General features: G+C 68.7%; 17 protein-coding genes. 1 reads left to right on the top strand and 16 read right to left on the bottom strand.

The window, feature by feature from the left end:
* From QHF85_RS45840 to QHF85_RS45780, 13 genes are all read right to left on the bottom strand, one after another.
* A partial coding sequence (locus QHF85_RS45840) for a hypothetical protein (protein ID WP_281333841.1) occupies positions 1-2,694 on the bottom strand: 2,694 nt, incomplete at its 3' end.
* 493 nt (positions 2,695-3,187) lie between these two features.
* Positions 3,188-4,246, bottom strand: a complete 1,059-nt coding sequence (gene tssG, locus QHF85_RS45835; protein WP_281333840.1) for a type VI secretion system baseplate subunit TssG — start codon at positions 4,244-4,246, stop codon at positions 3,188-3,190.
* Complete coding sequence (gene tssF, locus QHF85_RS45830) at positions 4,210-6,018, bottom strand: type VI secretion system baseplate subunit TssF (protein WP_281333839.1); 1,809 nt, start codon at positions 6,016-6,018, stop codon at positions 4,210-4,212. Before tssF ends, tssG begins: the two co-directional genes overlap by 37 nt.
* Entirely contained in the window at positions 6,015-6,491 is a 477-nt protein-coding gene (tssE, locus tag QHF85_RS45825) for a type VI secretion system baseplate subunit TssE (protein ID WP_281333838.1), read from the bottom strand. Before tssE ends, tssF begins: the two co-directional genes overlap by 4 nt.
* Positions 6,492-6,527: 36 nt before the next feature.
* Positions 6,528-7,022 (bottom strand): type VI secretion system tube protein Hcp, encoded by a 495-nt coding sequence (locus QHF85_RS45820; protein WP_281333837.1) that lies wholly within the window; start codon positions 7,020-7,022, stop codon positions 6,528-6,530.
* A gap of 104 nt (positions 7,023-7,126) precedes the next feature.
* Complete coding sequence (gene tssC, locus QHF85_RS45815; protein ID WP_281333836.1) at positions 7,127-8,629, bottom strand: type VI secretion system contractile sheath large subunit; 1,503 nt, start codon at positions 8,627-8,629, stop codon at positions 7,127-7,129.
* 20 nt (positions 8,630-8,649) lie between these two features.
* Entirely contained in the window at positions 8,650-9,150 is a 501-nt protein-coding gene (gene tssB, locus QHF85_RS45810) for a type VI secretion system contractile sheath small subunit (protein WP_281333835.1), read from the bottom strand.
* 177 nt (positions 9,151-9,327) lie between these two features.
* On the bottom strand, positions 9,328-10,407 hold the full coding sequence (tssA, locus tag QHF85_RS45805) for a type VI secretion system protein TssA (protein WP_281333834.1): 1,080 nt from the start codon (positions 10,405-10,407) through the stop codon (positions 9,328-9,330).
* A gap of 14 nt (positions 10,408-10,421) precedes the next feature.
* Positions 10,422-14,483: a type VI secretion protein IcmF/TssM N-terminal domain-containing protein gene (locus QHF85_RS45800; RefSeq protein WP_281333833.1), complete on the bottom strand. Its 4,062-nt coding sequence runs from the start codon at positions 14,481-14,483 to the stop codon at positions 10,422-10,424.
* A complete protein-coding gene (locus tag QHF85_RS45795; protein ID WP_281333832.1) occupies positions 14,480-15,235 on the bottom strand; it encodes a DotU family type IV/VI secretion system protein in 756 nt (251 codons plus the stop codon). Before QHF85_RS45795 ends, QHF85_RS45800 begins: the two co-directional genes overlap by 4 nt.
* Before the next feature lie 7 nt (positions 15,236-15,242).
* Complete coding sequence (gene tssK / locus QHF85_RS45790) at positions 15,243-16,571, bottom strand: type VI secretion system baseplate subunit TssK (protein WP_281333831.1); 1,329 nt, start codon at positions 16,569-16,571, stop codon at positions 15,243-15,245.
* 1 nt (position 16,572) lies between these two features.
* The gene (locus QHF85_RS45785) at positions 16,573-17,007 is read right to left on the bottom strand and encodes a hypothetical protein (RefSeq protein WP_281333830.1); all 435 of its coding nucleotides are present in this window, start codon (positions 17,005-17,007) and stop codon (positions 16,573-16,575) included.
* 233 nt (positions 17,008-17,240) lie between these two features.
* A complete protein-coding gene (locus QHF85_RS45780) occupies positions 17,241-17,741 on the bottom strand; it encodes a hypothetical protein (RefSeq protein ID WP_281333829.1) in 501 nt (166 codons plus the stop codon).
* A 453-nt stretch (positions 17,742-18,194) separates the two neighbouring features.
* Here QHF85_RS45780 and QHF85_RS45775 point away from each other — a divergent pair, with 453 nt between their 5' ends.
* Positions 18,195-19,262: a hypothetical protein gene (locus tag QHF85_RS45775; RefSeq protein WP_281333828.1), complete on the top strand. Its 1,068-nt coding sequence runs from the start codon at positions 18,195-18,197 to the stop codon at positions 19,260-19,262.
* Between the two features lie 95 nt (positions 19,263-19,357).
* On the opposite strand, the gene QHF85_RS45770 is transcribed toward QHF85_RS45775, so the two are convergent.
* The 3 genes from QHF85_RS45770 to QHF85_RS45760 form a co-directional block, all read right to left on the bottom strand.
* Entirely contained in the window at positions 19,358-20,290 is a 933-nt protein-coding gene (locus QHF85_RS45770) for a LysR family transcriptional regulator (protein ID WP_281333827.1), read from the bottom strand.
* Positions 20,291-20,367: 77 nt separating this feature from the next.
* Positions 20,368-21,945 (bottom strand): hypothetical protein, encoded by a 1,578-nt coding sequence (locus tag QHF85_RS45765; protein ID WP_281333826.1) that lies wholly within the window; start codon positions 21,943-21,945, stop codon positions 20,368-20,370.
* A gap of 532 nt (positions 21,946-22,477) precedes the next feature.
* Positions 22,478-26,736: tetratricopeptide repeat protein (locus tag QHF85_RS45760; RefSeq protein ID WP_281333825.1), on the bottom strand; the 4,259-nt coding region annotated here is incomplete at its 5' end.

Genomic DNA, 26,736 nt, shown 5'->3' with positions numbered 1-26,736 from the left:
GCCCGCCGCCGCGCCATCCGCGCCGCCGGCTCCGGCCTGCGCGCCCGCGCCGGCCTGCGCGCCGTCGCCGCCCTTGCGCGCGTCCTGGGCCTCCTTCATCGATTGCATCGCGGTCTTGCCGGCGTCCTTGACGATGTCCTTCGCCTTTTCGAGGCCCTTCGTCAGGTTCTCCGCCGACTCTTTGATCGCGTCGCCCGTCGAATTCGCGGCCTCCACAACCTTCGCGGCCTCGGCCTGCGCCGCCTGCGCCGCCTGCGTGACGGTGTCGGTCGCCTCCTTGGCGACGGCCGTCATCTTCTCTTTCGCCGCGGCAATGACGTTCTTGGCCTTCTCGCCCTCCGTCCGCACCTCGCCCATTTGCTGGTTGAGCACGTCCGTCAATGCCTTCGAGGCACCTTCGAACCCCGCCGCGCTCATCGCCGCCGCGGCCTGCTCCGCCGCCGAATTCACGGCCTCCGCCGCATTGACGCCCGCCGCCACCACGGCCGACGCCGCATTCGCCGCCGACGCGATCATCCCTTCGAGCCCACCCGACACCGCGAGGTTGATCGCCCCCGCCGCGTCGAGCCCCGCGCCCGCCGGAATCACGAGCGCGAGCGATCCCTGCACGGCCCCGAGGTCGCCCTGAATGCCATTGAGGACCCCGTACGCGGCTTTCTTGATCTCCGACAGCGCCGTCCGCGCCTTGAGGAGAATGTCGTCCTTCGTCGCATTGGCGAGCCCCTTCGCCAGCGCGATTTCCCGATCGACCGCGACCTTCGCGACCTGCTCCAGCTTGATGAGCCGCGCCGGAATGTCGTGGATGAGCGCGTTCGTCTTGTCCTCGAACGCCTTGCCGAGATCCTTGAAGCGCTGGATCGAGCTCTCCACCGTCCTGCGAATGGAGGCCACGAGCTCGAGGACCTGCGTCTCGATGAGGTCCTTCATCTCCGAGGCGAGCTGCTTGAACCGCGCCTCGGCCGACTTGATCGCCCCCATGATGTCGGCGAGCGTCTTCTCGTAGAACGTCTTGCCGGCCTCGACGAGCGCGTCCGCCGCGGCCTTGACCTGCTTCTTGCAGTTCTCGAGGTAATCGGGGATCTTCTTCGTGATCGCGTCGACGAGCGTCTTTTGCAGCTCCTCGAACGTCTTCTTGACCGCCTCGCCCTTGTCTTTGATGCTCGAAGCGATGCTCGACGCGATCTGAACCGCCTGCATCGCGAGCTTCGGCCCGAGCGCAGCGATCTGCGCGATGACCTTGATGCCCTGCGCCTGGATCTTGGGCTTCAGCAGGGTCGCCTGCATCTCGAAGTCCTTGATCAGCTTCTCCCCTTGCGCCTTCGTCTTGGCCTCGATCTGCTTGATCGCAGCCTCGCCCTTGGCCCGAATCTTGGGGATGACCGAGGTGTCTTCGGAGTAACCAGCGCTGATGAAGTCCGCGAGCGCGTCGTCATGGCCCTTCGCGCCCTCGGCCACGAGATCGCGGACGATCTTGTCAGCGTCGATGTTGAGGTCGGCCTGGAGCGCCTTGATCGAGGCGTTCATCTTGCCGCCGAGCTCCTCGACCGAGCCGATGACGGAATCCTCCATCGTCTGGAGGATCTTCTTGCATTCAGCCTCGAACGTGCCGAGCAGATCGTTCGCCGCCTTGCGCACGTCTTCGAGCGTGCCGAGCGTCAGATCGCGGATCTGTTCGAGCAGTTTGTCGAGCAACCGATCGAGATCCGCCTTGATCCCTCGCACGAGCGCGAAGCCATCGGCGAGGAGTTTGTCCACGGTGCTCGTGATCGTGAGCAGCGCCTCGTTGAGCAGCTCCGCCGTGCGCGCGACGAGCCCATGCGCGAGGTTCGAGATCTCATCGATCGTCTTCTGGATCGCGTCATTGACCTTCGCGAGGATGTCCTGCGCGCACTGGTTGATGCGCTCGGGGACCTCGCCGATCGTGCGCCGAACCTCGCCGATCGTCTGCTTGATCGTGTCGTCCGTCTGCTTGACCAGCGACTTCAGCGTCTCGCGCGCCTGCTCGATCGAGCCCTTCGTGGCACCACGCAGCTCCTCGACGACCGCGTCGATGTTCGCCGACATCTCGACCTTCGCGCCGTCATGGTCAGGCACCTTCGCGAGGGCCGCCTCGAACTTGCCGCGAAGATCAGCGCCAATCGCCTCGATCTTGCCGTCGATCTGTCCGCCGAGATCACCAAGCTTCTGATCGACCGTGTCCGCCTGCGCCTTCACCGCATCGAGGACCTTCGTCGCCTGATCCTCGCCGAGCTGTCCAACCTCGTCGATCTTGCTCTTCGCCGTATCAGCCGCGCGCTGGATCTGATCCTTGGCCGCGTTGACGAGCGAGTCTTTCTGCGATTCGAGCTTGCCCTCGACCTCGTCGACGAGGCCGTCAAGCTTGCCCTTGGCCGTCGCGATCGCATCCTCGCCCATCTTCTTGAGCTCGGGCGTGATCCCCTTGAGCTGGCCCTCAGTCTCCTTGATGGCCGTGTCGATGCCGGACGAGATGCCGTTCTTCGTCTCGTAGAGGGCCTTGTTGAGCTTGATGATCTGCTCTTCGGCCTTGCTGATGATCTGGTTCGTCGAGTCCCGGACCGTCGAGACGCCCTTCGTGACCGTGACCTCAGCCTTGTCGATCTGCTCCGAGGCGAACTTCCCAAGCTTGCTCGGAATGCTCTCCGTGGCACCCTGGCTCTGTTCTGCGGTCGTCATGCGGCTAGGACCCGTCCTCTCCCAATGGCGCGGTCACGGCGAACGATGCCCACGAAATCGGGATGCCACGATACCGCGGCGCACACACCGTTGACAAGCCGAAGGCGCTTCGCTGGGGCTTTGCCCCAGGCCCCACGGGGGCTATCCGCCCCTCGACCCGGACCAGCGCCCGCGCTGGACTGAGGGTCGATGAACTGCGCGATGCGCAGTTCATCGAACAGCCGGGTCAAGACCACGAGCGACGCTGCCAACCGACACAGCCGCGCTGACGGTTCAACGGGCGAAAGACCACGAGCGACGCTGCCAACCGACACAGCCGCGCAGACGGTTCAACGGGCGACGCGGTACAGCGGCGGCCTGTGGGAAGAACTGCGCGCAGCGCAGTTCTTCCCCAAATGGTCCAGGGCTGGCCCTGGTCCGGGTCGAGGGGCGGACAGCCCCCGCGGGGCCCGGGGCAGAGCCCCGGCGCGGCGCCTCCCCCCGGCGCGGCGCCTCACCCCAGCGCTTCGCCGAGGCCCTTCCGAATGGCTGCACGGGACAAACGGACCTCGCGGATCTTGCCGCCGTTCTTGTTCACGTTTCCGAGCCAGGCGATCTGGCCGAGGAGTGCGCATGTGGCGCTGCCGAGCTCGATCCGTGGCGCTTCGCCTTCGGCGAGGACGAGGATGAGGCCGAAGTGGAATCGTGCGCCGGCGTAGAAACGGACGAGGGAGCAGAGTGGCTGGAGCGCGTCGCCGTCTGGGAGGAATCGAAGGAATTCGTCGAGCTTCATGGGGCCGATGCGCAGATCGAACGTCGACTCCTGATCCCAGAAGCGACCTCCGAGGCAAGCGTCGCGGCCGAGCGCGCGGTTCTGGCCCGAGCGGCCGATCGCTGTGCGATCGCCCTCCTCGATCGGGTGAAAGGCGCCTGTGAGGGGGATGGGCTCGATGGGGACGCCGAAATGCCGGCGCAGGATCGCCACGAGGCCTTCGAGCGAGCGCGATTCGCTCCCGAGGTTCGCCGCGTGTTCGAGCAGCGCGCGATCCTGGACTGCGAGGCGGCCTTCGAGTGCACGAAAGCCGAGGCCGAGGAGCGCGAAGAGGTGCCGCGCTGCGCCGTCCTTCTCGGGCGAGGAGGCGCCGAGGCCGATGCGGTGGCCCTTGCGGACGCGATAGGCGAACGAGACGAGGCGGTGGTTGAAGATATCGAGAAAATCGCGGGCTGCGGTGTCGCCGCGGACGGCGCGCATGTAAATGGACTCGACGACCGGCGGGGGCAGTGGGCCGAGGGCGCCGCCGAGGCCGAGGAAGTTCACGAGCATCTGCGCGGGCTCGCCCTCGCGGTGCGGAGGGCGAATGCGCGCGACGTCGGTCTCCGGAAAGGAGAGCGCGACGCTCGAGGAGAAGCGCACGCTCTCGCGCGACGGATCGGAGCCCTCGCCGACGGGGACGGCGTCGCCCTCGCGCCAGCGTTCGAGGAGGGAGACGGCCTGATAAAAATCGAAGGCGTGTCCCTCGTCGAAGAGCCAGGCCTCTACAGAAGGGCTCTTTCGCCAGCCGTGGGCGGCCATCGTTTCCAGACCTCCGCGCGCGAGGCTCGCTTCAGCACGAGCTCGGTGAACGCATTGATGTGCGCCTGCAAGGCGAAGAAGCGGCTCAGGACCGAGGCGAGCAAGACCGGGCTCGATCCGGCGAACTGCTCGTCCGCGAGCGTGAGCGTGATCTCGAGGCCCCGGCAATACCCCCGCCACGCGTCGCTGCCGAGGCGGCGCGTCACCACGCGGCTCGAGATTTCGAGCAGCGCGTCGATCTGGCGCTCGGCGTCGGGCGAATCGCCGAAGACGTAGGCGCGCAGGATCTCGCGCAGGGCGGCGACGCCGGTCTTGTCGTCCGTGATCGACAGGTGGTTCTGCGACAGGTTCGAGACGAGCCGCCAGAGCGCTTCGCCGCCCATCGGCGCGGCGCGCTGGGGCGTCGGTTTCGTGAGACAAACGATTTTCTTCGCCGGCACGGGGCGCTCGGGCGAGAGCTGCGTGTCCTTGGCGATCTCGTTCGCGAGGTCGCGGTTCGTGCAGAGGACGCCGGCGTAGACGGTCTCCGACGGGGGACGCGCGAGCTTGAAGTCGGTGTCGACGAACGTGAGCCAGACGTCGGTGCCCGGCAGATCCTTGCGGCCCGTGGCGACGCGCCGCGCGTGCCAGAATGCGCGCGGCCGCTCCCCCGGGCGGTGGTGCACGAAGGAGAAAAAGGGCGCGTAGTCGATCTGTTTGGGCTCGCCCGGCGCGGTGGCCGCGACGCGGGTGAGCGAATGGATCTCGGTCGTCCTCTCGCGGCGCGCGTCGGCGACGAGGCGGTATTCGGGCCGCGTGTGATCGACGCGGATGGGCTCGGCGCTGCGCGGGAAGAGGTTGATGATCGGCGTGCAGCCGAGCTTCAACGTCGTCGGGCGGACTGCGACGCCGGCCGGCGGCTTTTGATCGAAGAGGACCAGGATCTTCGCGTTCTTGCGCGGCGGCAGCTTCGGCAGCTCGATGTCGAAGAAATGAAACTTCTCCGGGAACGCGAAATACTCCTGCACGAGGCGATGGCCGCGGTGCGCGTGCGGCGGATACGGCAGGACGTCCTCGTTCGCCTCGAAGCCGACGGGGCGGATCTTGCCGTACGCCCAGTCCTCGGAGGGTTTTTCCCCGACCACGAGGACCTGCACGGCGTGCGCCGCGAGCAGATCGTAGAGGCGCGCCGCGCCCATGCCGCCGCCCGCGATGTGGAAGCGGAGCGAGCGCATGCCGAGTTTGTCGAGGGGAACCCCGCCCGTCGAGATCTCGATCTCGAGCGCCGCCGCTGCGTTCGAGAGCAGCCACGTGGGGACGTCGAGGTTCTCGGGCGGGACCATGCCCGCATTGACGATCTCGATCGGCCAGAGCGTGACCGGAAACGCGGTGCGAAAATGACAAACCGGGCCGGTCTGCGAGGCCGCGAAGAGCGGCGTGTGCTTCTCGACCGTGTACCCGGAGCCGAGCTTCGCCTCCTTCGGGTCGATCTCGAAGCCCGCGATCGCCATCGCCGGCACGGGGCATGCGAGCTGCGGATAAAGGACGCCGAGCAGCGACGTCGTGTAAATCGGCAGCTCGGCCTCGATGTCACGCGTCAGGCGCGCCGAGAGGAACGCGAAGGCCTCGACGAGGCGCTCGACGTGCGGATCGGACGAGGCCTGGTTCGAGGTGCCGAGGCGCGCCGCGATCTTCGGATAGTCCTTCGCGAACTCGGCGCCGCGTTCGCGCAGATACGCGAGCTCACGCGCGTAGAGCTCGAGCATTTCGCGATCGGGATCTCCCTTGCTCATGCGCCCCCTGGGCCCGCGTCGAGCGGCGCCTCGAACGAGAGTGGCTCACGCACCTCGTCGGTGACGAGCGTCGCCGAGAGCGAGACCACGAGGCGCGCGTGCGGCGGCGCGTCCTCGCGTCGCTTGATCTCCACGCGTACGTTGTGGAGCCTCGGCTCGTACGCCTCGATCGACTTTTGCACGAGGCGCACGAGGCGGCGAAGCTCCTCCGGGACGAGCGCACGGCCACCGAGCTCGAGGTCGGGAAGACCGTAATCGATGGTCGTGCGCTGCCGGGAGAGAGCGTCGTCGCCGGAGATGGGGCTGCGGGTGCCGAGGATTCGACCGAGCTCGCGGGCCACCGAGGCGCGCAGCCCGTCTCGATCGAATGTGCAATAGGGGACCGCTTCTTGTTTTTGAGCAGGGTTCTCGTCGACCAGACGGTCGAACAGGGGAACCCTGCCCGCGCTCGTGGATCCCCACGCTTTCGCCATTCTGTCGTTCCCCTGGGACGATTGCTCGTCCTCGGGTTAGAGCTTCTTGTTCTCCTGGAGCGTCCAACCCGCCTCGGCCGTGCCCTTCTTGCCGGCCGGCGAAGGCTGGCCCTGCTGGGCGTACGACCACTTGATCGTGCGGTAGTTGAGCGTGACCGTCTCGACGGGACGACCACCGCTGCCGCCGCTCACCGAGACGTTCGTCAGGATCACGTCCTCGAACGTGATCTTGTAATAGAGGACCATGTCGCCGTCGTTCTTGTCGGCCTGGAAGACGGTGAGCTCGGCCTTCTTGATGTTGTCGCCGCCGCTGCACTTGAGGTTCAGCGTGGGCGACGTGATGTCGAGGTACTTGCTGAACGTGAAATCCTGATGAACCGTGCGGCCGTGCGCGCGCGCGTTCGCCGAGGCGCCCGCCGTGAGGGGCATCGCGACGCCGTGGCTGAAGGAGAGGATCTCGATCTTGTCCTTCCCCTGGCTCGCCGTGCTCTCGCCTTTGACGCCATCGATCTCAAAAAAACTCGTTTCCATCGTGCAATCCTCCGCGTCCCCGTCGACGGTTGCCGCCCGCGCGCTCCGTTCGAACGCGGGGCGGCAACTTCCTGATCATACCCTACACTGATTTGCGAGGCCCGTCACGCAGCCGGAGGCGGAAGATCCGCCACGAGGCGCATCGAGACCGTGAGCTCGTTGAGCTGGAAGTGCGGCTTCAAGAAAACGACCGCACGGTACGCCCCGGGCTTGCCCGGCACGTCCGTCACGTCGATCCGCGCCTCACGCAAAGGCAGCCGCGCCTTCGTGTCCTGACCCGCGTCGTCGTTCAGGAGCACGTAGTCCGCGATCCAGTTGTTGAGGTACGACGACACGTTGTCCTTCGTCATGAAGCTGCCGATCTTGTCGCGCATCATGACCTTGATGTAATGGGCGAACCGGCTCGTCGCCATGATGTACGGGAGCTGCGCCGACAAACGCGCATTCGCCGTCGCCGAGGGCAGGTTGTACACCTTGGGCTTGTTCGCGGTCGCGCCGCCGAAGAACGCGGCCTGGCCGCTGTTCTTGCGATAGCAGAGCGAGATGAAGCCGAGCTCCGAAAGCTCGTTCTCGCGCCGATCGGTGATCGCCACCTCGGTCGGGGTCTTCACCGCGAGATCACCCTCGCTCGTCTTGAAGACGTGCACCGGGAGGTTCTCGACGAGGCCGCCGCCCTCGACGCCGCGGATCGCCGCGCACCAGCCATAATGCGCGAACGCGTTCGTGATCCGCTGGCCGAGCGCGTACGCCGCGTTGCCCCAGAGGAAGTTCTTGTCCTCCGCGCCGACGTTTTCCTCGTACACGAAGCCGTCCACCGGAACGCCCTTCGGGCCATACGGCAGGCGCATGAGGACGTGCGGAAGGACGAGGCCGACATAACGGCTGTCCTCGGTCTCGCGGAACTCCTTCCACTTGATGAGCTGCGTGCTCTCGAAGAGCTTGGCGAGATCACCGGGCACGCCGATCTGGCCGAAGTTCTCCATGTCGAAGAGGAACGGGCTCGCCGCCGAGATGAAGGGCGCGTGCGCCGCCGCCGCGACCTTCGAAAGCTCGGTCAAGAGGCCGACGTCCGGGGGCGAACCGTCGAACTCGTAGTCGCCGAGGAGCAGGCCGTAGGGCGCGCCGCCGAACGTGCCGTACTCCTCCTCGTACACCTTCTTGAAGAGCGAGCTGCGATCGAACTCGGGCGAGGCCTCGAAATCCTTGCGGAGCTCGTCCTTGCGGACGTTCATCACGCGAATCTTGAGCCGCGTGCTCGTCTCCGTGTTCATGACGAGGAAGTGCAGACCCCGCCACCGCGACTCGAGATACTGGAGCTCGGGCGCGTGCAGGATCGCGTCGAGCTGCTTGCCGATGATCTCGTCGATCTCGGTGATGCGATCCTGAATGGCCGCGACCGCGCCGAGATCGATGGCGCGCTGCTTGTCCTTCGGATCACGCTCGTCGAGGATCTGCTGGCAGAACTCGCCGACGATGTCGCGGGCATGCTTCTTCTGGACGGGATTGTCCCCCCGAACCATCGCGCCCTCGGCGAGGATCTGATCGATGATCGCTCCGCCGTCCGCGCTCGAGGCGATGAGTTGCTTGACGCTCTGAGTTTCCGGCATGTTCGTACCCTCCGCGCGGCCTAGCTCTGATCCTTGGAGACTTCCGCCGTGATCTTCTGGAGAGCCTCGGTGCTCTCCATGACCTCACGCAGCGCCGCCGAGAGCTCGTCGTTGCCTTCGAGCTTGGCGAGGAGGTCGTTCAGGCGCTCGCGCGCGCGGAGCAGCTTGTTCAGCTCCGGGATGCGCTCGACGAGGCGCTCGGGCCGGAAATCGTCGAGGTGCGTGAACGTCAGCGGGATCGAGATCTTGCCCGCCCCCTTGATCACGTCGTCGACCTTCACCGTGATCTCCGGCTTGGTCGAGGCGAGGACGTCGTTGAAATTGTCGCGATCGATCTCGACGAACTTGCGATCCTTCAGCTTGGGCAGCGGGTTCGCCGGGTTCTGCCCCAGGTCGCTCAGCACGCCGACCACGAACGGGATCTCTTTCTTCTCGATTGCGTTGCCCGTCTCGACGTCATACGTGATCTGCACACGCGGCGGACGGTTCCGGTCCAGCCAGTGCTGCTTGCTCTCTGCCATCGATGGCTCCCTTCCTCGGCTCTCGCGGCGGCAGCCGCGGCTTTACGAACTCCCCGAAAAACCGCCCGACCACGGAATGTACTACTGGGGCATTGACCCTTTTACCGTGTCCGGGCTCGTCAACACAACACCCTCGTGAGGGCGCTCGCTCCCTCCCGCTTTCCGGTCCACCCCCGGTTACTCCTCCCTCCCGCGCATCCCGAGGAGGCGCTGTATCGCCACGAGATCGTCGGGGTTGCCGACGAACTCGTAGAGGAGCTGGGCGAGCGACATGTTGCCCCACTGCACCGCACGTTTGACCAGGTACGGCACGGGGCTGTGCGGCTCCGTCCGCATGAGGTACTCGGCCGCCTCGGCGAGCCGATAATAAGCGTCGGCGCGGCTCGTGATGCCAAACGAGCCGCCCGCTCCCCCGCCGCCCTGCGCCGTGAACGCCGCCGCAGCCGCGGCAGCCGATCCGAGCGGCGGCGGGCTCCCCGCAGGCGCGCTCGCCTCCGGGACGTGCTCGCCGTTGATGCGCGCCGCGTCGCGCGCGAGGACCTCGATCTGCCCGAGGACCTCGCGCACGCGGCGCAGCGTGGGCGGGCGCGGGATCTGCGCGCCGATCGCCGCCTCGGCCGCCTCGGCCGCCATGATGGCCGTGCCCGCGTCGAGCGCGACCTCGGTCCAGCGCGTACCCGCGCCGCCGAGCGAAATCTTCGCGAGGAGCGATTCTCGCGTCGGCCGCGCGCCCTCCCCTTCCCCTTCCGGAGGCTGCGGCTGTCCGCCGAGGTCCCAATCGAGCAGCGAGAACGAGTTGTCGCCGTCCGCGAACGGCGTGCGGCGCAGGCGATCCGAGAGGACGTCGTCCATCCATTCGTAAAGCGAGACGCGCGCCGAGGCGTCGCCGTCGTCGCCGAGCACGGGGAACAGGCCGTCCCAGTACCGCTCGCAGAGCCCGGCGACGAGGGACAAACCCTGGCCGATGCCCTTCACGCGGTAGCGCCGGAGCCACGCCTCCACGAGCCAGGCCGCGATCTGCAGGTCCTTCGATTTCTTGCGCAGCGCCTCCTGGCAAAGCCTGTCCACGAGCGCGAAGTCGGCGACCTTGAGCTTGGTCTCCCATTCGCCCATGGGCAGCGAGGCATCGTCCTCGCGGCGCGCCTCGCGGACACGATCGTACGTGCCTTCGTACCGGAGAGACGAACCACTCGGCGCCTCCTCGGAGATGGGCGAAAGGAGCGTCTCCAGATCGATGAGCGGGGCCTTCGTCGACATCGAGGCTCTGTCTCCTAAAGGTTCGGGGCGATCGCCGGGAACTCGGGGTATTTGAGGAGCCGGTCCTTCTCGACGCCGGTGAGCGCAAGGCGGACGAAGACACGGACGGTGTTGGCGTCGGTGCCGACGCGCTCGATGAAGCCGCCCGTGGGATCGGGCGACGATTGCACCACGAAGCCGAGCACGTGCGAGCCGCCCTCGGTCTTCTGCGCGCCGTCGCGCGCTGCGGTCTGGTGGAACGCGATCATGCGCAAGAGCGCCCAGGGGCCGCGCTCCTCGAACGTCACGGTCCGATCGGCGACGGTGACGTTGGGGCCCTGCGTCGAGAGCGGCACGTCGAGGCTGCTCTTCGCCCAGCGCAGATCGACGCGGACCGGGTCATTCACGCGCCAGCTCGCCTCGACCTTGGGGCCGTCGCGCCAGAGGCGTTCGTCCGCGAGCCGCATGGCCCACTCGGCGATGCGGTTGCCGCCGACCTCGAGGCCGGGATTGACGCGGAACTCGACCTTGACGTCGTAGATGCCGTCCTCGGCCGACTCGACCTGCGCCCACATGGGCATCATGAAGGCGCGGACGGCCTCGATCTTTTCGAGGAATCGCCCGACCTCGCCGGCCGAGGCCTTCGTGTCCTTGCCGAGGACGTAGCCGAAATCGGAGCGGAAATCGGCCGCGTCCTGGAGGAAACGCCGCACGGTCTCGGGACGCGCGTCCTCGACGCGGATGCCCGGCTCGATCTTGACGAAGGGGAACTTGCCCGAGAGCTCGCGGTTGAAGGTGCGGCGGAGCGCGGCATAACGATCCCGCATCTCCTCGCCGGCCAGGACGCGGCAACGCTCGCGCAGCTCCTCGACGATGTACTTCTGTTTGCCCGCGAAGAAGCCGCCCGAGCCCTCGACGCCGGCGCGTTTGTCGAGCTCGGCGATGCAGTTCTTCGCCGTGATGAGCGGCAGGTCGCTGAGCATGAAGGTCTCCAGGCTCGAGACCCCGTTGCCCGCCTTCTTGTTCTCGTAATCCTTCAGCGGCCAGGCGACGTTTTGCCAGAGCGTGACGTTGGGATCGCCGGTCGCGTCGCCCGCGACCTCGGGGCTCTCCATCGCCGCGAGCAAGGGCTCGGCGAGCTCCTTGTGCATCGTGGCCGCGCGCGTGCGCTGGGCCGCGGCATACTCGGACAAACGGCCCGCGTCGGGGACGCTGAACGCCTCGAAGGCCGGCGTGGATTTGCCGTCCCACCAGGTGAAGCCGCCCTTCTTGAGGCCGTAGAGGTTCTCGGCGCGGAGGACGTCGGCGGCGCGGCCGAGGACCTCGGAGCCCTGGCCACGCAAGAGCTCGCGCAGGCGATCGCGCGTGTCGTCCATGCGCAGGCGCACGAACGCGCCGATCATCTCGCGGACGGGCGCCATCGCCAGGCCGAGGTTCGTCGCATCGCCGCGGACGGTCTCGAACTGGCGATTGTTGTTACCAGGCAGCGGCGTCGCGGGGCGCGCGGCGCGAGCGACGGCGCCGAGCGTGCTCGCCTTGATCTGGCGAACCGTGAGGTCGGAGATCGTGTTGCGGATGCGCGCGTCGACCGTCTTGAGGACGCCGCCTTGCAGGAAGGCCTCGTAGTCCTTGGGAAGACGCGCGGCCTCCTTGAGGATCTCGGCGTCCCAGTCGACGCGTGAGCGATCGAGATCGGGCGTGAGGGTCTTCTCCTCCTCGGCCGTCATGAACGTCTGCTGGCGGAGCGCGTCGATGGGCGCCTTGAGCCCGAGGATGAAGGGCGAGAGGCGCATGAGCAGGACGCCGCCCTTGCGCTCCAGGATCGGCCCGGAGAGGGGCGCGCCCGCGCTCGCGACGTACGTCTTCAGGTCGAGCAGGCGCGCGTCGACGCCGCCACGCAAAGACGCCTCGACGTCGGGCCCGAGCAGGCGCGAGTTCTTGACGGTCTTCAAGAGGCCCGCGATGCCCTCGTTCGGCGGGAGCGACTCGGCCGAGACCCACGCGAGCGTGGGCGCGCCGAGGTGCGCTTCGACCCGGGCGATCGCGTCGCGCAAGGTCCAGAGATCCTGCGCGGTGTACTCGGCGCCCTTCGTCTCGAGGTCCTTCAAGCTCTGCACGAGCTGCTCGACGTCGGCGCGGACGACGGCGTCGCTGTAGGCTTCGAGGACACGATCCTGCAGGCCCTTGAAGAGCGCGATGGCCTTCTCGCGGGCCGGATCGCGGCGCGGGGCGAGGTCGATGGGCTGGCGGCGCGCGCCGCGCGCGAGGGCATTGCGGTAGTAGTCGACCGCGATCGTGGGCGAGGTCTTGTAGCCGAGCAGGTAATCCGAGAGATCGGCGACGCTCTGCATGCGCGCGTCGGGCGTGGCGTCCTTCGGCAGCTCGCCGAGCAGGCCGTCGTGCCGCGCGACGTGGGCCTCGAATGCGGTGAGCTCGCGCAGCCACGTTTCGAGGTTGATGTACTCCTGGCTCTTCTCGACGCTGAGCGGGAAAAACGCGTCGGGCGGGGGTTGCGGCGGCAGCGGGCGCAAGAGGTGCGTGGCCTCCTCGTTGAGGCCGGCGCGGAAGGTGTCGACGAGGACCTGTTCGAGCGCGACGACGAAGGCCGTGTCGACGCGGCGATCGAGGCGGCCCCACCAAGAGGCAGGGTTCAGCGGAGAGCGTAGGCGGCCCGACTCCTCGATCGTCTCGAGTTTTTCGATCAGGGCCTTGGCGCGCAGCTTCTTCGTGTCGAAGCTCGCCTCGGTGCCCGGGGTCTCGCTCTTCGCCTGAAGGACGTTGCTCTGGACGTCGCGCAGGAACGGCATCACCGCGGTCGTGCGGCGTTCGAGGCGCGAGGCGTCGATCCAGAGGGCCGCGAGGAAGGCGCCGCCGAGACAACACGCCACGATCTGGAGCGCGAGGTTGATCCGCTGGCGGCTGCGGAGCGCGGTGGCGGCGGGCTTGCCGAGGTTTCGCTCGGCAAACACTTTGTGCTCGAAGAGATCCCGCGTGAAGAGGACCTTGCCCGGCGCGGCGGCGGCCGCGGGCTTCGGAGGCGCGGGCGGCGCGAGCGCGGCGGGCGTGGCGCCGGGGGCCGTGAGCTGCGGAGGTCCGGCGGGCGGATCGGCGAGGCCGCAGAAATAAATGCCGCGGAGGGTGAGCGTCTCCTGGCCCGCGCCTTCGAGGAAGACGGGGTCGACGTACGTGCGCAGGCCATCACCGAGCGACTCGATCTCGCTCGGGAAGAGGAAGAAGTCGTCGGGCGAGCGGACGACGGACGCGCCGGCGAAACGTCGGGCCTGGTAACGGAGGAGTGCATCCCGGACCGTGCCGAGCGCCTCGGAGGCCCAGTCCTCCGAGCCCTCGGTGAACGGCGGGTGCGGGCTCGACCAGCCGAGGATGTCGTCGCGGCCGTTCTGCGTGACCTCGGCGCCGAGGCTGCGGAAGCCGGCGAGGCGATCGGTCTGCGTGACGATCACGTAGACCGGCACGTTCATGCCGAGGGTCTGCTGCGCGAGGGAGACGGCGGCGCGCAGGATCGTGGCCTTGCGCTTGCGCTCGGCAGGCGTGGAGCGCGCCGTCTGCATGACCTCGGCGCAAGGGACCGTCAGCAGAATGCCGTCGATGGGGCGATCCGGATACAGACGCTTGAGCTCGTGGAGGAGCGCGCGATACGGCGGATCGGGCGCGGGCGTGCCGCCCTCGCCGAAAAGGAGGCGGCCGGCGACGTCGACGAGCAGCGCCTTGCCGAGCATCCAGAGGTTGACGGCCGAGGCATCGCCGGGCGCGGGATCGCCGCCCTCGATGAGCTGGACGCTGAGGCCCGAGCCGCCGAGGAGCGTCGTTTTTCCGGACGAAGGTTCGCCGAGGACGAGGTAACGCGGCATCTCTTCGCGCGCGGTCTTGTCCTGGACCTTCTTGACGAGCGCGGCCTTGGCCTTGTCGAAGGAGGCGCGGATCTCGGCGATCGGATCGGGCGTGCCGTCCCGCTTCGCCGCCTCCAGCGCCTTCTGCGCTTTCTTCTTCTGCGCGAGGACGAACGCGTAGATGCCGGCGATGACGACCGCGAGCGCGATCAATCCCGCGACGATCTTGAGGAGGGTGCCGACGGTCACGTGGCGTCCTCGATCCGATCGAGCACGTCGTCGAGCTCGACCGTTTTATAGAGCCAAAGGATCTCACCGATGACGAACCAGCCGACGATGACGACGAGGAACGGCAGGAGGCCTCGGGAGAGAGAGGGCAAACGCTTTTGCGGCGCGTCGGTCGCGGTGTGCTCGTGCGCCTGGGGGCAGAGGTCCTCGCCGCGCACGATCTCGGGATCGGTGCGGGCGAGGAAGTCGACGATGCGCGCGCGGTAGGTCTCGGGCTCGCCGGTGCCGAGCGGCGCGTACCGGCCGCGGAAGCCGAGCGCGAGGGCCGTGAGATAAACCGTGAGGAGCTGCGAGGACGCCGGCGTTCGTCCGTTGAGGGCGTCGTCGATGCGATTGAAGAAACGATCGCCCGAGTCGCGGGTCTGGAAAACGATCGACTCGAGCGGTTTGTCGGCCCAGAACTCCTTGCCGGACCAGTCGAGGTGGAGGAAGACCTCGTCGGCCATGGCGATCATGACGTAACGGGTCTCCTCGAAGAGGCGGCGCTCGTGCTCGGGGAGCGAGCCCTGGATCTTGCTCGCTTGTTGCTCGAAGGCGTCGAGGAGGCGCTGCTGGACGGCGTCGTACGGCAGGGCGCCGCCCGAGGCGACGACGAGGCGCTTCTGCGTGACGACGTCCGCGTGGAAGTTGCAGAACGCGTCGACGAGGACGCGCTGGTCCCGCAGGGCAGCCTGCTTGGGGCTCAGCGCGGGTCGTCCCGGAGGAGCAGCCATGGCGCCCCTACCCGCTCTTCACGTAAAGGACCGCCTCGGAGGGCCCGCTCTGCCCCGTCGGATCGGCCGTGTTGCATACCGTGAGCGGCTCGCCTGGATCGAGGTAGACGCTCTGCTCTTCGAGCTCGAAGAGCAAGGTGCCGGGCGTCGCGACGAGATCGCCGTGGCGCTCGACGCGCTTGCGACCGGCGCCGAGGATGCGGCTCTCCTGCATGGTGCGCAGGCGCCCCGGCGCGCCGATGAGCGCGCCGTTCATCCAGTTGAGGAGCTGATCCTCACGCACGCCGCGCTGTACGCGGACGGCGACGACGAGGGCGCGCGTGCGGAACTCGCGCTGGAAGAGGACGTTGTATTTGCCGTCCTTGAGGTCGAACGGATACGCCGTGAACGACTCGATGATGCCCTCGTCGACCATGCGGAAGATGTGATCGCGGGCGTTCTCGAAGGTCGCGCGGAGATCGTCGTGCCGGTACTTCGGCAAGAGCGGCGGGACGGGCGTGCGCGCGAGCGAGGAGATCTGGCCGACGAGGCCCGTGAGCGCGACGAAGAGCGAGAAGGGATGCGGGCGATCCGAGTAGAGGACGGCCTCGAACGGAGGGAGCGCGGAGACGAGGCACTGGATCTGGCGGCGCACCTCGCCGATGAGCTCGCGATCGGTGGTGCGCGAGAGGAAGTTCGCCTTCTCGGCGAGGCGCATCGCTTTCTCGCGGAGGCGACCGGCAAGGCGTTGACACATCTCGTCGAGCGCGGAGCCGGGCGCGATGCCGAGCGTCGGCGGGATGTAGTCGGTCGCGACGAACGCCTCGCCTTCGAGGCGGACGCGCGCGATGGGCAAACACACGAGGCGCGGCGGCGGCTCGGCGGCCACGAGGAGGCGGACGCTCGGCGCGATGCGCGGGATCTCGAGCGGATCCTCACCGGTGTGCTCGTCGACGACGGCCGAGCCCTCGGCGGAGCGGTTCCGCGCGAGGTCCGCGGCGGAGGCGGAGACGGCGAGCTGCGCGCGCGGGACGGCGAGGTAGACGGTGGCGGGTGCGTCGCGGACGAGCGCGGCCTGGGGGCGAAGGTCGACGGAGAGGTCGTGTTTGCCGCCGGCGTGATGCACGAGGGTGCCGTCGGGCATGATGGCCTCGACGTTCTGGACGCGGACGAGGCCGCTGCCGAGCGTGCCTTCGGCGAGCTTCAGCGTGACGATGCCGTGGTGATACGGCGAGGCCTGGATCTGGTGGTAGGCGAGCAGGCGTTCGGACCTGCGATCGGCCTCCTGGAAGTGCTGCGGCGACAGGAGCATCCCGTCGTGCCATTGAATCGCGAGCGGAATGTCGTCGGCGCGCATGTCATTCCTCCGGAGCATCGAGGGGGCTCACGACGAGGTCGTCGTCGCCGAGGTCGACCCGCATCCGGCGCTGCGGGCCAATACGAAAGCGATGATCGCCGGCGGAGCGGTAATTGGCAAAGATGACGGCGCCGACGGCCTTGCCGTCGACCTCGACGACCATGGGCGGGGGCGCCTGGCCGGGGACGAACTCCCAATCCCACTCGGTGAACGCGGTGCCGCTCGGGAAATCCCGGCGCATCTGCTCGCGCTGCTCGTACCACTGCTTGGCGGTGAGCTTGATGATCTGGTCGAAGAGCTTCGCGTCCTGCACCGCGACCATGGTCATGGGGACGGGCGAATTCCGGTTCGCCTTCGCGGTGATTGCGACCTCGACGAGAAACCTGGTCGACGGGGGCCCGGAGGAGCACCCCATGCCGAAAGGCAAGGCCAGCATGAGCAACGCGATCCATCGCGCCCTGCTCGTCGCTCCGCCCCGAGCGTGCCTACAGAAGCCCATGAGTCCTCCAAGGGTAGGCTGATCGTGCGGGACGGGTCTACAAACTCGCGAAGGTAGACTACAGATGAGAGTGGAATCGATGGGTTAGCGCGGACGCCTGTTGGATGGCCGAGGAGGGCAGACAGGGCCGCCGAGGGGGCGAGCGAGGCGAAGCGGAGGGAGGCGCGGGGCTACGTGTCGACGCTTGACGCGGGGGCGTCTTTCGCCGCCTGGTTCTTGCGGCGGGTCTTCGCGCTCTTCACGGCGATCTGGGCATTGTATCGGAGGGTCTTCTCGAAGGGGGCGAGGAGGGTCTTGTCGCGGGTGCGCTGGGCGGTGGACTTCGTGATGTCGACGATCCGGGCGATGGTGTTCTCGCGCTGGTGGGTCTTGAGACGGCGCGACTCGCGGGTGACCTCGAGCAGCTTTTCGAGGAGCGCTTCCTTCTGGAGGAGCGCGTCGATGCTCTGGGTCTCCGCGACGAACCGCTCGTAGAGCTTGGGGGAGATGCCCGCGGCCTCGCCGATGGCGGGGAAGCTCGCGGCGAGCTCGTGGATGACGTCCTCGATTCCCGGCTGCACGCCGCGGAAGCCCTTGGCACCGCCAGCGGGGAGGTCGAAGAGGTCGTCCTTCAACGCGGCGAGGGAGACGTCGTAGGGGCCTGAATAGGTGGCGTAGGGACCGGTCGTCATCGAGCACCTCCTGGTAGGGGTGCGCGATCGACGTTCGATGGGGATGAAGTCGTACAGGGGGAGCACGAAGTCGTCCCGAGGGAGAAGGAGGGGGCGCGGGCGGTGGGGGGTGCGGGTGGTCGGGGGCGAGGATGGAATCGTCCTTCAGGGGGGAGGAGGACGAGCTGTCAGGAGGAGGAGAGTGGCCTCGGGATGGAGGGAGGAGGTCGGGGCGGCGTGGCGAGGGCGTCCTCAGGGGAGGACGAGAGGCGTCCTCGGAAAGGGAGAGGACGTCGGCGGAGAGGACGCGCTCGCCCCAGGAGGTCGATCCAGGCGTCCGCGGAGAGGGTGAGATCGTGACGGGGCGGGGACCGGGTCGGGTGATGGGCAGGGGCGGACCAGCCTCTTGCTGCCATGTGCACGTGGCTCCAGAGGAATGCGTGAGGGGATGGGCAGCGCACGAGGGGGTGCACGATGAAGGCGCAATCGAAAGGGCGGTGCTCGGAAGGTGCGCGGAGGCGGAGGCTCGTGGCGGCGGTGGGCCTCGTTTTCGTGGGGCTCTCGTTCGTGGCCTGCGAATACGGGGAGCGCGCGCGCGCGCAAGGCGAGTGCCCGCCCGGGGAGACGTGCTCGGAGCTGACGCCGAAGGGCCTGGTCTTCATCGGCGCACACACGATCAACGACGCGGACGTGGCCGATCTCCTCGCCACGGCCGTCGGGGGCACGCAAACGGTGTCCGTGTACTATGCGAACGCGCCGAGCGCGCCCTATGTGGCCGGGTTCGAGGCGAGGCTCGTCGATTCCACGGTCGCGAGGCTCCCATCGCCCGGCCCGACCACGCTCGTCCTGCGGGGCGTGTCCGAGGGAAAGGCATTGCTGCGGCTCCTCGAACCGCGGACGAGCAAGCTGCTCGATAGGGTCGAGATCGAGACCGCGGCGGTGCAGCGGATCTCCGTCCTCCCGCGGGAGCTCCTGGACGAGAAGATGGAAGCGGGGGAATGGGCGCTGCTCCAAGGGGCGCCAGCGGAGCTCGGAATCGTGCTCTTCGGCGCAAACGAGATGCAGCTCGTGGACGAGTCGCTCGAGGTGCGCGCCCACGGGGCGGAGGTCTCACGGCGCACGTGGGATCGTTATGAGGTGATGACGTCGGCTCCGAGCGCGGTGTCGCTCGACGTGCGGGCAGGTGACCAGCGCGGGTCGGTCGACGTGCAGGTCGTGACCTCGATCGACGACATCACCCGAAAGGCGACCGAGGGGTCGGGAGAAGGGCGCATCGAGATCGGCGTCGGGGCGGGCGGCGAGACGATTTGCTTTCAGGCGAAATCGGGGCGCAAGACGGTGGTCGGGGCGAAATGGGTCTTCGAGCCGTCCGAGACCCTGACGGTCGCGCGCCCGGACATGCCGTCGGACCTGCCGCCGTGGGCCGCGCCGCCGTGGTCGTCGCCGAGCTGCGTGAAGCTCGCGGGGACGGCGGTCGGAGACGCGAGGCTGAAGGTGAAGGCGGGCGAGTATGAGAAGGTGTTCGAGGTGGGCGTGCGGTAAGAGGGGTCCGCGAATCAGGCGGCGCGGCGACGGGAGGTGACGCGTCGGCGAAGGAGGAGGCCGGCGGACGCGCCGAGCGCGGCCGAGGCAGCCAGCTAGCGCGACGATACGGGCCCCGACTTGCGCCCGGTCGAGGAGCGAGGCGCCGAGCGCAGCGCCTTGCCGTGGGCGACCAGCGCGTCCTTGAGGCGCATCGCCCCGCGCGTCTTGTGCAGGTCGCCGCGGTAGACGAGATGGATCGCGTCGTCGAAATGGGGGAGGTCTGGGTGCAGCCGCACGAGGTCCTCGCCCGCGCCGTAGGCAGCGACGCGCCTCGGCAGGATGCCGATGCCAATCCCCTCGACGACGAGCGTCTTGACGAGCTCGAAGTCGCCGCACGCAAGCTCGCGCTCTGCGACGACCCCCTCGCCTTCGAGCTGGGTGATGAGCGCTTGGCTCTCGGTGACCCGCTTCGCATGCACGAGGGGGCCGCGCCGGATGCGGTCATACGCGGCGGCGAGTGTGCCGGCGGGCGCTTCGGCTGTGAAAAAGTCCACCGCGTCGTCGAACATCCGGACGAGCACGAGGTCCGGGTGAGGCGAAGGGTTCACCACCACCCCGAACTGGACCTCACGGGCGACGACGGCGTCGCGCACCCCGGCCGACGCGCCGTTCCACAAGGTGAGCTCGATCCCTGGCGCCTCGACCAGAAAGCTCTGCATGAATGCAGGGAGGAAGTAGGCGCCGAGCGACTCATGGCAGCCGACGACGAAGCGCCCGGTCTCCTCCTCCTCCAGGCCGCGGATGCGCTGCTCTGTGCGCGCGACCATGGCGAGGATGTCGTCGACGTCGCGGGCGAGCGCGAGGCCCGTCTCGGTGAGGGCGACGCCACTGCGTCCGCGGTGCAGGAGCGTCGTGCCCAGCTCGCGCTCGAGGCGCTGCATCGCGAGCGTCAAACTCGGCTGGCTCACGCCGAGGCCGCGCGCGGCGGCCGTGATGCTCCCGCGGCGCGCGACCTCTTGAAAGGACCGAAGAAGATCGAAGTCCACGCGTCATCATCGGCGTCCAGGAGAGCAATGCAAGCGCGCAGGTCGTTCGAGATGACCCAGCGCGCCCCTCGCCTCGGTTACTCGACCTGCCAGTCGGCGATCGTCGTCGGGACCACGCGCCACACGTCCTCGCCCAGATCGCTCGTCGAGCGACCCTCGCCCCCCGAGTAGATGACCTGCTGCTCGTGGTACCCCACCGAGCCGAAGTCGCAGGGCGAGAGCACCACACCCGCGCCCGGCACCGACTTCACTTGGTGGTTCTGGGGCATCACGATGTCTTGGTCGAGGTTCAGACAGAGGCCGGTCGCCAGGTGAATGAAGTACCCGCTTGGATGGTGACCCCAGCTCTGGTGAGAAGGCGGCGCCGCGGGGCTCCCGTCGAGGCTCGGCTCCGGCGGCGCCACCTCCTCGCACGGCCCGCTCGAGAGGACGCCTGCGTCGTCCGCCTGGAGGCAGACCTTCTGGCCGAGGCTGTAGAGCTGGCCGGTCGTGGGGATGAGCCCAAAGAGGAGGTTGGCGTTCGACACGTCGTCGTCCGCCCCGCATACCGGCACCGAGAACGTCCCTTCCGGGCTGGCGCTGAGGCAGACCCTGTTCGCCTGGAGGATATTGGGGACACCACGGTAGTTGTTGCCCCCCGACTCCAGCTTGAACGCAGGGGCCTGGGTGTTGAACAGGGCGTTCTTGAACGCCAGGTAGTTGCTGTCGATGACGGTGTTTTGCTTCGTGCGGAGATCACGGAACCTGCCACGCGCCTCGTGGAAGAACTCATCGCGCCGGTCAAACCGATTGCTGCATTTGTTGGGTTGAAAGGCGTTCCTTTCGCAGTACCAGTTGACGAGCACCACCGTGTCGCTGCCGTTCGTCACCTTGGTGTCGATCCAGAATCGATTGCCGTTGAAGTAGTAATCCCGCATCAGATTCTGCCCGCGCTGCACGAACCGGGTCTCGTGCTCGACGAGGATGTCGATCGACGCCTGCCGCTCGATCGCGAGCACCTCTTCGAGATCGTCGCGCTCGGGTCCAGGCTCGCGCATCTCGTAGGCCAGTTGGTACATGCCGAGCTTGAGCGAAGCGAACTGCACATAGACCGGGAGGATCGGCCAGTTGAGATTCGCGGTGTCTGCCTCCAGGAAGACCGCGTGAATGGCGAGGTTCTCGAGGTCCTTGGAGAGCTGCGCCCGCTGGGCCACGGTGAGCGCGTCGATGTTCTCCAGCTCGTCCTGGTAGGGCTCGAGGAGGCGGAGCAACGTGTCGGCGGACTGGACGAGCTGCTGTCGCAGGGCGTTGTCGACCACCTGGCCGCTGATGGCCGTGATCTCGGCGCGGATCTGATCCATCGTCAGGACCTCGGCCTGGTTGTGGGAGCAGCGACCCGACTGGACCGCGGCGAGGAGGGAGATCCCCGCGCTCGCGGCGTTGCCAGCGCCCGGGATGTAGGTGGCCATCAGGCTGGCGGCGCGCCAGATGTTCTTCGCTCGATCCGAGCAGTTGTTGGGGAGGAGGGCCGAGCTCGCCTCGCCGGTGGCCTCGATCTCGTGCTCGTCGAAGCCCGGGCCGTCGACGCAGCCGACCACGCCGGCGAGAAGCGCGCCCAGGCCGAAGACCCGCGCGGTGTTGGAGAACGTGCGGGGGGAGGTCTTGCTTTGGCTCATCGTTGCTCCTTGGACAGGTAGGGAAAGACGGGTAGGGAAAGCCGCCGCCGGCTCTGGGTTGCTCCAGCGACCCCTCCAGGATGCGTCTTCTCAAAGCGTCGAGAAACCCCGCGAATTCGCATCCCTCCCATAGGCGCGGCGAATGACCTTCGCAGACCCGCTCGGCCGAGCCCGGCCGCGACCCGCTGCGGCTGAACGTGCATGCGCATACGCTCGTCAAAGCGGGTGGCGGCGATCTTGAAGAAACGGGGCCGCTCGATCGAAGGCCTATCTGGCGATGAAGAGGGGGACACGACCACCGACCGGCGCGTCGAATCCCTTCACGATCTGTGTCGACGGAGCCCCCGGCCCTTGCCGACAACCGCAGCGAGCCCGTCGACGAAGCCCCCGACCGTTATCGGCAAGCACGGCGAGCGTGCCTTCGACCTCTCGGCACCTCGTTCACGTTGCCCGGGACGGTGCGCTCCGGACACGGGCGACGCCAGGCGTGAATGAGCTCGACACCTTCCACGTACGCCGGAAGGACATCGCCCTACGGCCCGTGCCCCAGCGATACCAACGCCCGCTCCACGTCGGTGCGGTACGCATTGTCCATCGCCGCGACCTCCTTGAATCGGAGATAGCTCTTCACGGCCTTGTCCTTTTGCCCCGTCGCGCGCATGGCCTCGCCGTGGAGGAAATACGCGTCCGCGTGCCAGCTCTCCACGGGGCCGCCCTTCTGCGTGAGCAGCTCGACGGCTTTGTCGAGCTCCGGCGTCGCCGCGAGCTTGTTCCCGTTCGATTCGAAGATCTTGCCGAGCCGATAATGCCATTCGGCGACCGAGCCATTGCCGGCGATCGCCTTTTGCCACGCCGTCTGCGCCTCCGGCCAGCGGCCGAGCTCCTGATAACAAAGCGCCATCGTGGCGTGCGCCTCGTGCCGCGAGGGGCGCTTTTGCAAGGCGACCTCGAGGTCCGCGAGGGCGTCGAGCGTGCGGCCCTGCTTGTGGAGCAAGACGCCCCGTTGCCAGTACGCGTCCGCGAGCTCCCGGTCGAGCTCCAAGGCGCGCTTCAACGCCGCCTCGGCCTTCGGGAACTGGCCGAGGACGTTCGCCGCCCAGCCGACATAAAGGAAATACTCGGCGCGGTTGCCGTCGATTTCGGTGGCCCGTTCGAGGAAACGAATCGCCTCGCCCGCGGCCGACGAGCCGCCCTTCAAGAGGAGGGCTCGGCCGAGGAAATGGTTCGCGTCGGAGGAGCCAGCGCGCTCTTTCAAGACATCGCGCAGAATGGGCTCGGCCTGCGCGGCGTGCCCCGCCATGACCTGCGCCGAGCCGACGCGCATTTTGAGGTCGACGTCCGTCGGCGCCTTCTCCAGCGCCGCCGCGTACATCGAAAGCGCGCGCTCGCTCTGGCCCGTCTCCTCGTACAGGAGGCCGCGTTCGAGCGAGAGGCCCGGGAAATCTTTGTCGACGGCCGTGATCTGGTCGAAGACCTTCTGCGCGTCGTCGAACGCGCGCATGCGGCGGAGCGTGATGCCGAGGCGGAAGCGCGTGCCGAGGTCGTCTTCCTTGGCGAGCGCGGCCTCGAATTCGGTGCGGGCCTCGGGGTAACGGCCGGCCTCCGTGTGGACCTCGGCCATGGCGCGGTGGAGCGCGGCGAGGCCGGGGAACTTGGCGCTGGCCTCGGTGAGCTTGGCCTGGGCCTCGTCGCTGCGGCCGACGGCGGCGAGGATCTCCGAGAGCGCGACGTAGGACGCGACGACGACGTCGGTCTGCGCGCCGCCGAGCTTGATGGCCTCGTTGAGGAGGGCCTCGGCGCCCTGTCGGTTGCCGAGCGCGGCCTCGGTGAGGGAGAGCCAGTAGGCGCCCGCGGCCAGGTCGGGTTTGTCCTTGCGGAGCTTTTCGGCGATGACCTTCGCGTCCTTGGGGCGCTCGAGCGCGACCAGGGTCTTCGTCGCGCCGGCGCGAGCAGCGACGCTCGTCTCGTCGGCGCGCATGGCCTCCTCGAAGCGGAGGAGGGCCTGCGAGTAGCGGCTCGACCGGTAGAGGAGCTCGCCGTCGCCGACGAGCGCATCGGCGTTGCGAGGGTCGATCTTGAGCGCAGCGGCGAAGGCCTGCTCGGCGGCGGAGATGCGGGTTCGACCGAGGTGGATGGACCCGGTCACGACGTGGGCTTCGAGGAGCTCGGTGTCGCTCGCGGAGGCGCGGACGTCGCCCTCGGCGGTGACCTTGGCGACGAGCTCGAGGGCTTCGGCTTCCTTGGAAGGGTCGCGGCCGAGGATCGAGGCGAGCAAGGTGCGCGCGCCGGCGTGCTTGGGAGAGGCTTCGAGCGCGGCGCGCGCGCTCTTTTCGGCAGCAGCGGCGTCGCCCTTCGCGAGCTCGGCGCGGGCGAGGCCGTAGAGAGCGCGTGCGCCTTTGCGGATGGAGACGGCGCGCTTCCACGCGACGAGCGCGTCGGCGGAGGCGCCGGAGGTGAGCTCGATCTCGCCGAGGAGGACGGCGGCGTCGATGTCGTTCGGGGCGGCGTCGAGCGCGTCCTTGGCGAGGCGGCGGGCCGGATCGAGGCGCCCCGCGAGGGCGTGTTGCGCGGCCACGGCGAGGGTGCGCTCGCGGCTCGGGCTCTCCGTCTGGCCGAGGAGCTGCTTGCCGAGGGTCTCGTCGTCGCCGCGGCGGCCATGGCGGAGGCTGCGCGAGAACGCGACGAAGGCAGCATACGCGGCCGTCGCGCGATGGCGCGGGCGCGCGAGCTGCGCGGCCTTGGCAGCTTCGAGCGCGCGCGCGGCCGCGGCGGCGGTGTCCTCGTCGAGTGTGGCCTGCGTGTTCTTTTCGAGGCCCGTGAGCGCGTCGGCGTGCGCGGAGGCGTTCACGAGATCACTCACGGCGTGCGCGCCGAACGGGCCGATGTCGGGGAGGAGCGCGAGGGCGCCGCCGCCGATCGCGAAGAGGACGGCCGCGCCGATGCCGTAGACGCGGCCGCGGCCGCGGGTCCGCTTCTCACTGCCGGGGTGGGCGAGGCTCTTCGGGGGTTTGTCGCGCTTGCCGAGCGCGTCGAGGCCCTCGGACTCGCCCGGCACGAGGTCGACCTCGTCGCCGATGCTGGCGCTGCTGTCGGGGGGCGGCTCGGGCGGCTCGGGCGCGTGGATCGCGGGGGCCGCGGGGACGTCGACGCGCTGGGTCTGCGCGTTCACGCTGATCGGAGCGCCCGTCGAGAGGTCCATGTCCGGCTCGCCGAGGAAAAACTCCTCGCCCGGCTTGGAGATGGGGCTCGCGCTGCGTGCGCTCGTCGGCGGCTGCGGCGTGACCGCCTTGGGCGCGGCGGCGGCCTTGTTCGGCGGGGGATCGGCGAAGGCCGCGTCGAAGGCCGCGTCGTCGAGCTCGAAGCCCGAGGTTACAGGCGCGGCAGCGCGCGGCGGCGCCGCGGGCGGGGCCGCGGGCGCAGGCGAAGGATCACTCCCGAGGGGGAACTCGAGCTCGCCAGAGTCGCCCGGGTCGAAGGCCGCGATCGCAGAGGCCGGCACGGTCGCGTTGGGATCGAACTTGCGAGCCGCCGCGGCCGGAGGGGGCGACAGCGGCATTTCGAGGTCGCCGAACGACGCGGCGCCCTCGGGCGCGGGGAGATCGAGCTCGCCGAACGCGCCGAGGTCGGGCGCGGGCAGATCGATCTCGCCGAACGCGCCGAGGTCGAGCGCTTCGTCGGCGCTGACGGCGGGCAGATCGAAGCTGCTCAAAGGTTTCCCGCGCTGCGGCGCCGCCATCGCGCCGGACGAGCGGTGCCTCGGGCCGGGCTGCGCCGGCGCGGGGAGATCGGCGGGCTCGTTCTTCGCGGGAGCGCGCGCCGGCGCGGGGAGATCGATCTCGCCGAAGCCCTTCGCCGCGGGCGGCGCGGGGCGCGCGGCGGCGGGCCGCGCCGGCGCGGGGAGGTCGATCTCGCCGAAGCCCTTCGCCGCGGGCGCGGGACGCGCGGGGGCCGGCAGATCGAGCTCGGGCGCGTTCTTCGCCGCGGGGCGCGCCGGGCTCGGCAGATCGAGCTCCGCGTCGGGCGCGTGTTTCGTCGCGGGACGCGCGGGCGGGGTGAGCTTCTCGTCCGGCTTCGGCGGCGGCTTCAACGCGGCGGGGCGCGCGGGCGAAGGCAGGTCGATCTCGCCGAAGCCCTTCGCCGCGGGACGCGCGGGCGCCGTCGGTTTGTCTTGCGGCTTGGGAGGACCCGGCTTCGCCGCGGCCGCGGCCGCGCGTGTGGGCGCGGGCGAAGGCGAAGGCGAAGGCAGGTCGACTTCGAGCGACGCCGTCACGGGCGTCGCCATCTGCCGGACGGTCGGCTTGTTCGAGGGCATGCCTGGGGGCAGCTCGATCGCCGCGAGCGCCGCGTCCTCCTCCTCTTCATCGTCGAGGGGGAACTCGTTCACGGCCGCGGGCATCTGCCGCACGGTGGGCTTCGCGGGCATGGGCAGGTCCGCGAGATCTTCCTCTTCGGGCGCGGGCGCGGCGGCGGGCATCTGCCGCACCGTGGGCTTCGCCGGCGAGGGAAGATCGATCTCGCCGAAGCCCGGGTCGTCGTCTCCGCCCCACAGATCGAGCTCCGTGGCCTCGGCGGCCTTCGGCGCGGGCGCGGCGACGGGCTTCGGCGCGGGCGCCGGGACGGCGGCGGGCTTCGGCTTGGCGGCGGGGAGCACGGGCGGCTTCGGCGCGAGCGGCGCGGCCGGCGCCTTGCCCGGCGCGGGGCGCGGGAGGAACGGCTCCGTACCGCCCTTCGCGCGCGGCGCGACCGACGAGGGGAGATCGATCTCCTCGCCATCTCCGAGGCCCGCCGCCA

Source organism: Polyangium sp. 6x1 (assembly GCF_029946515.1).
Taxonomy (GTDB): Bacteria; Myxococcota_A; Polyangia; order Polyangiales; family Polyangiaceae; genus Polyangium.
The sequence above is the reverse complement of the archived record's forward strand: the minus strand, read 5'-3'. Positions and strand labels throughout refer to the sequence as shown.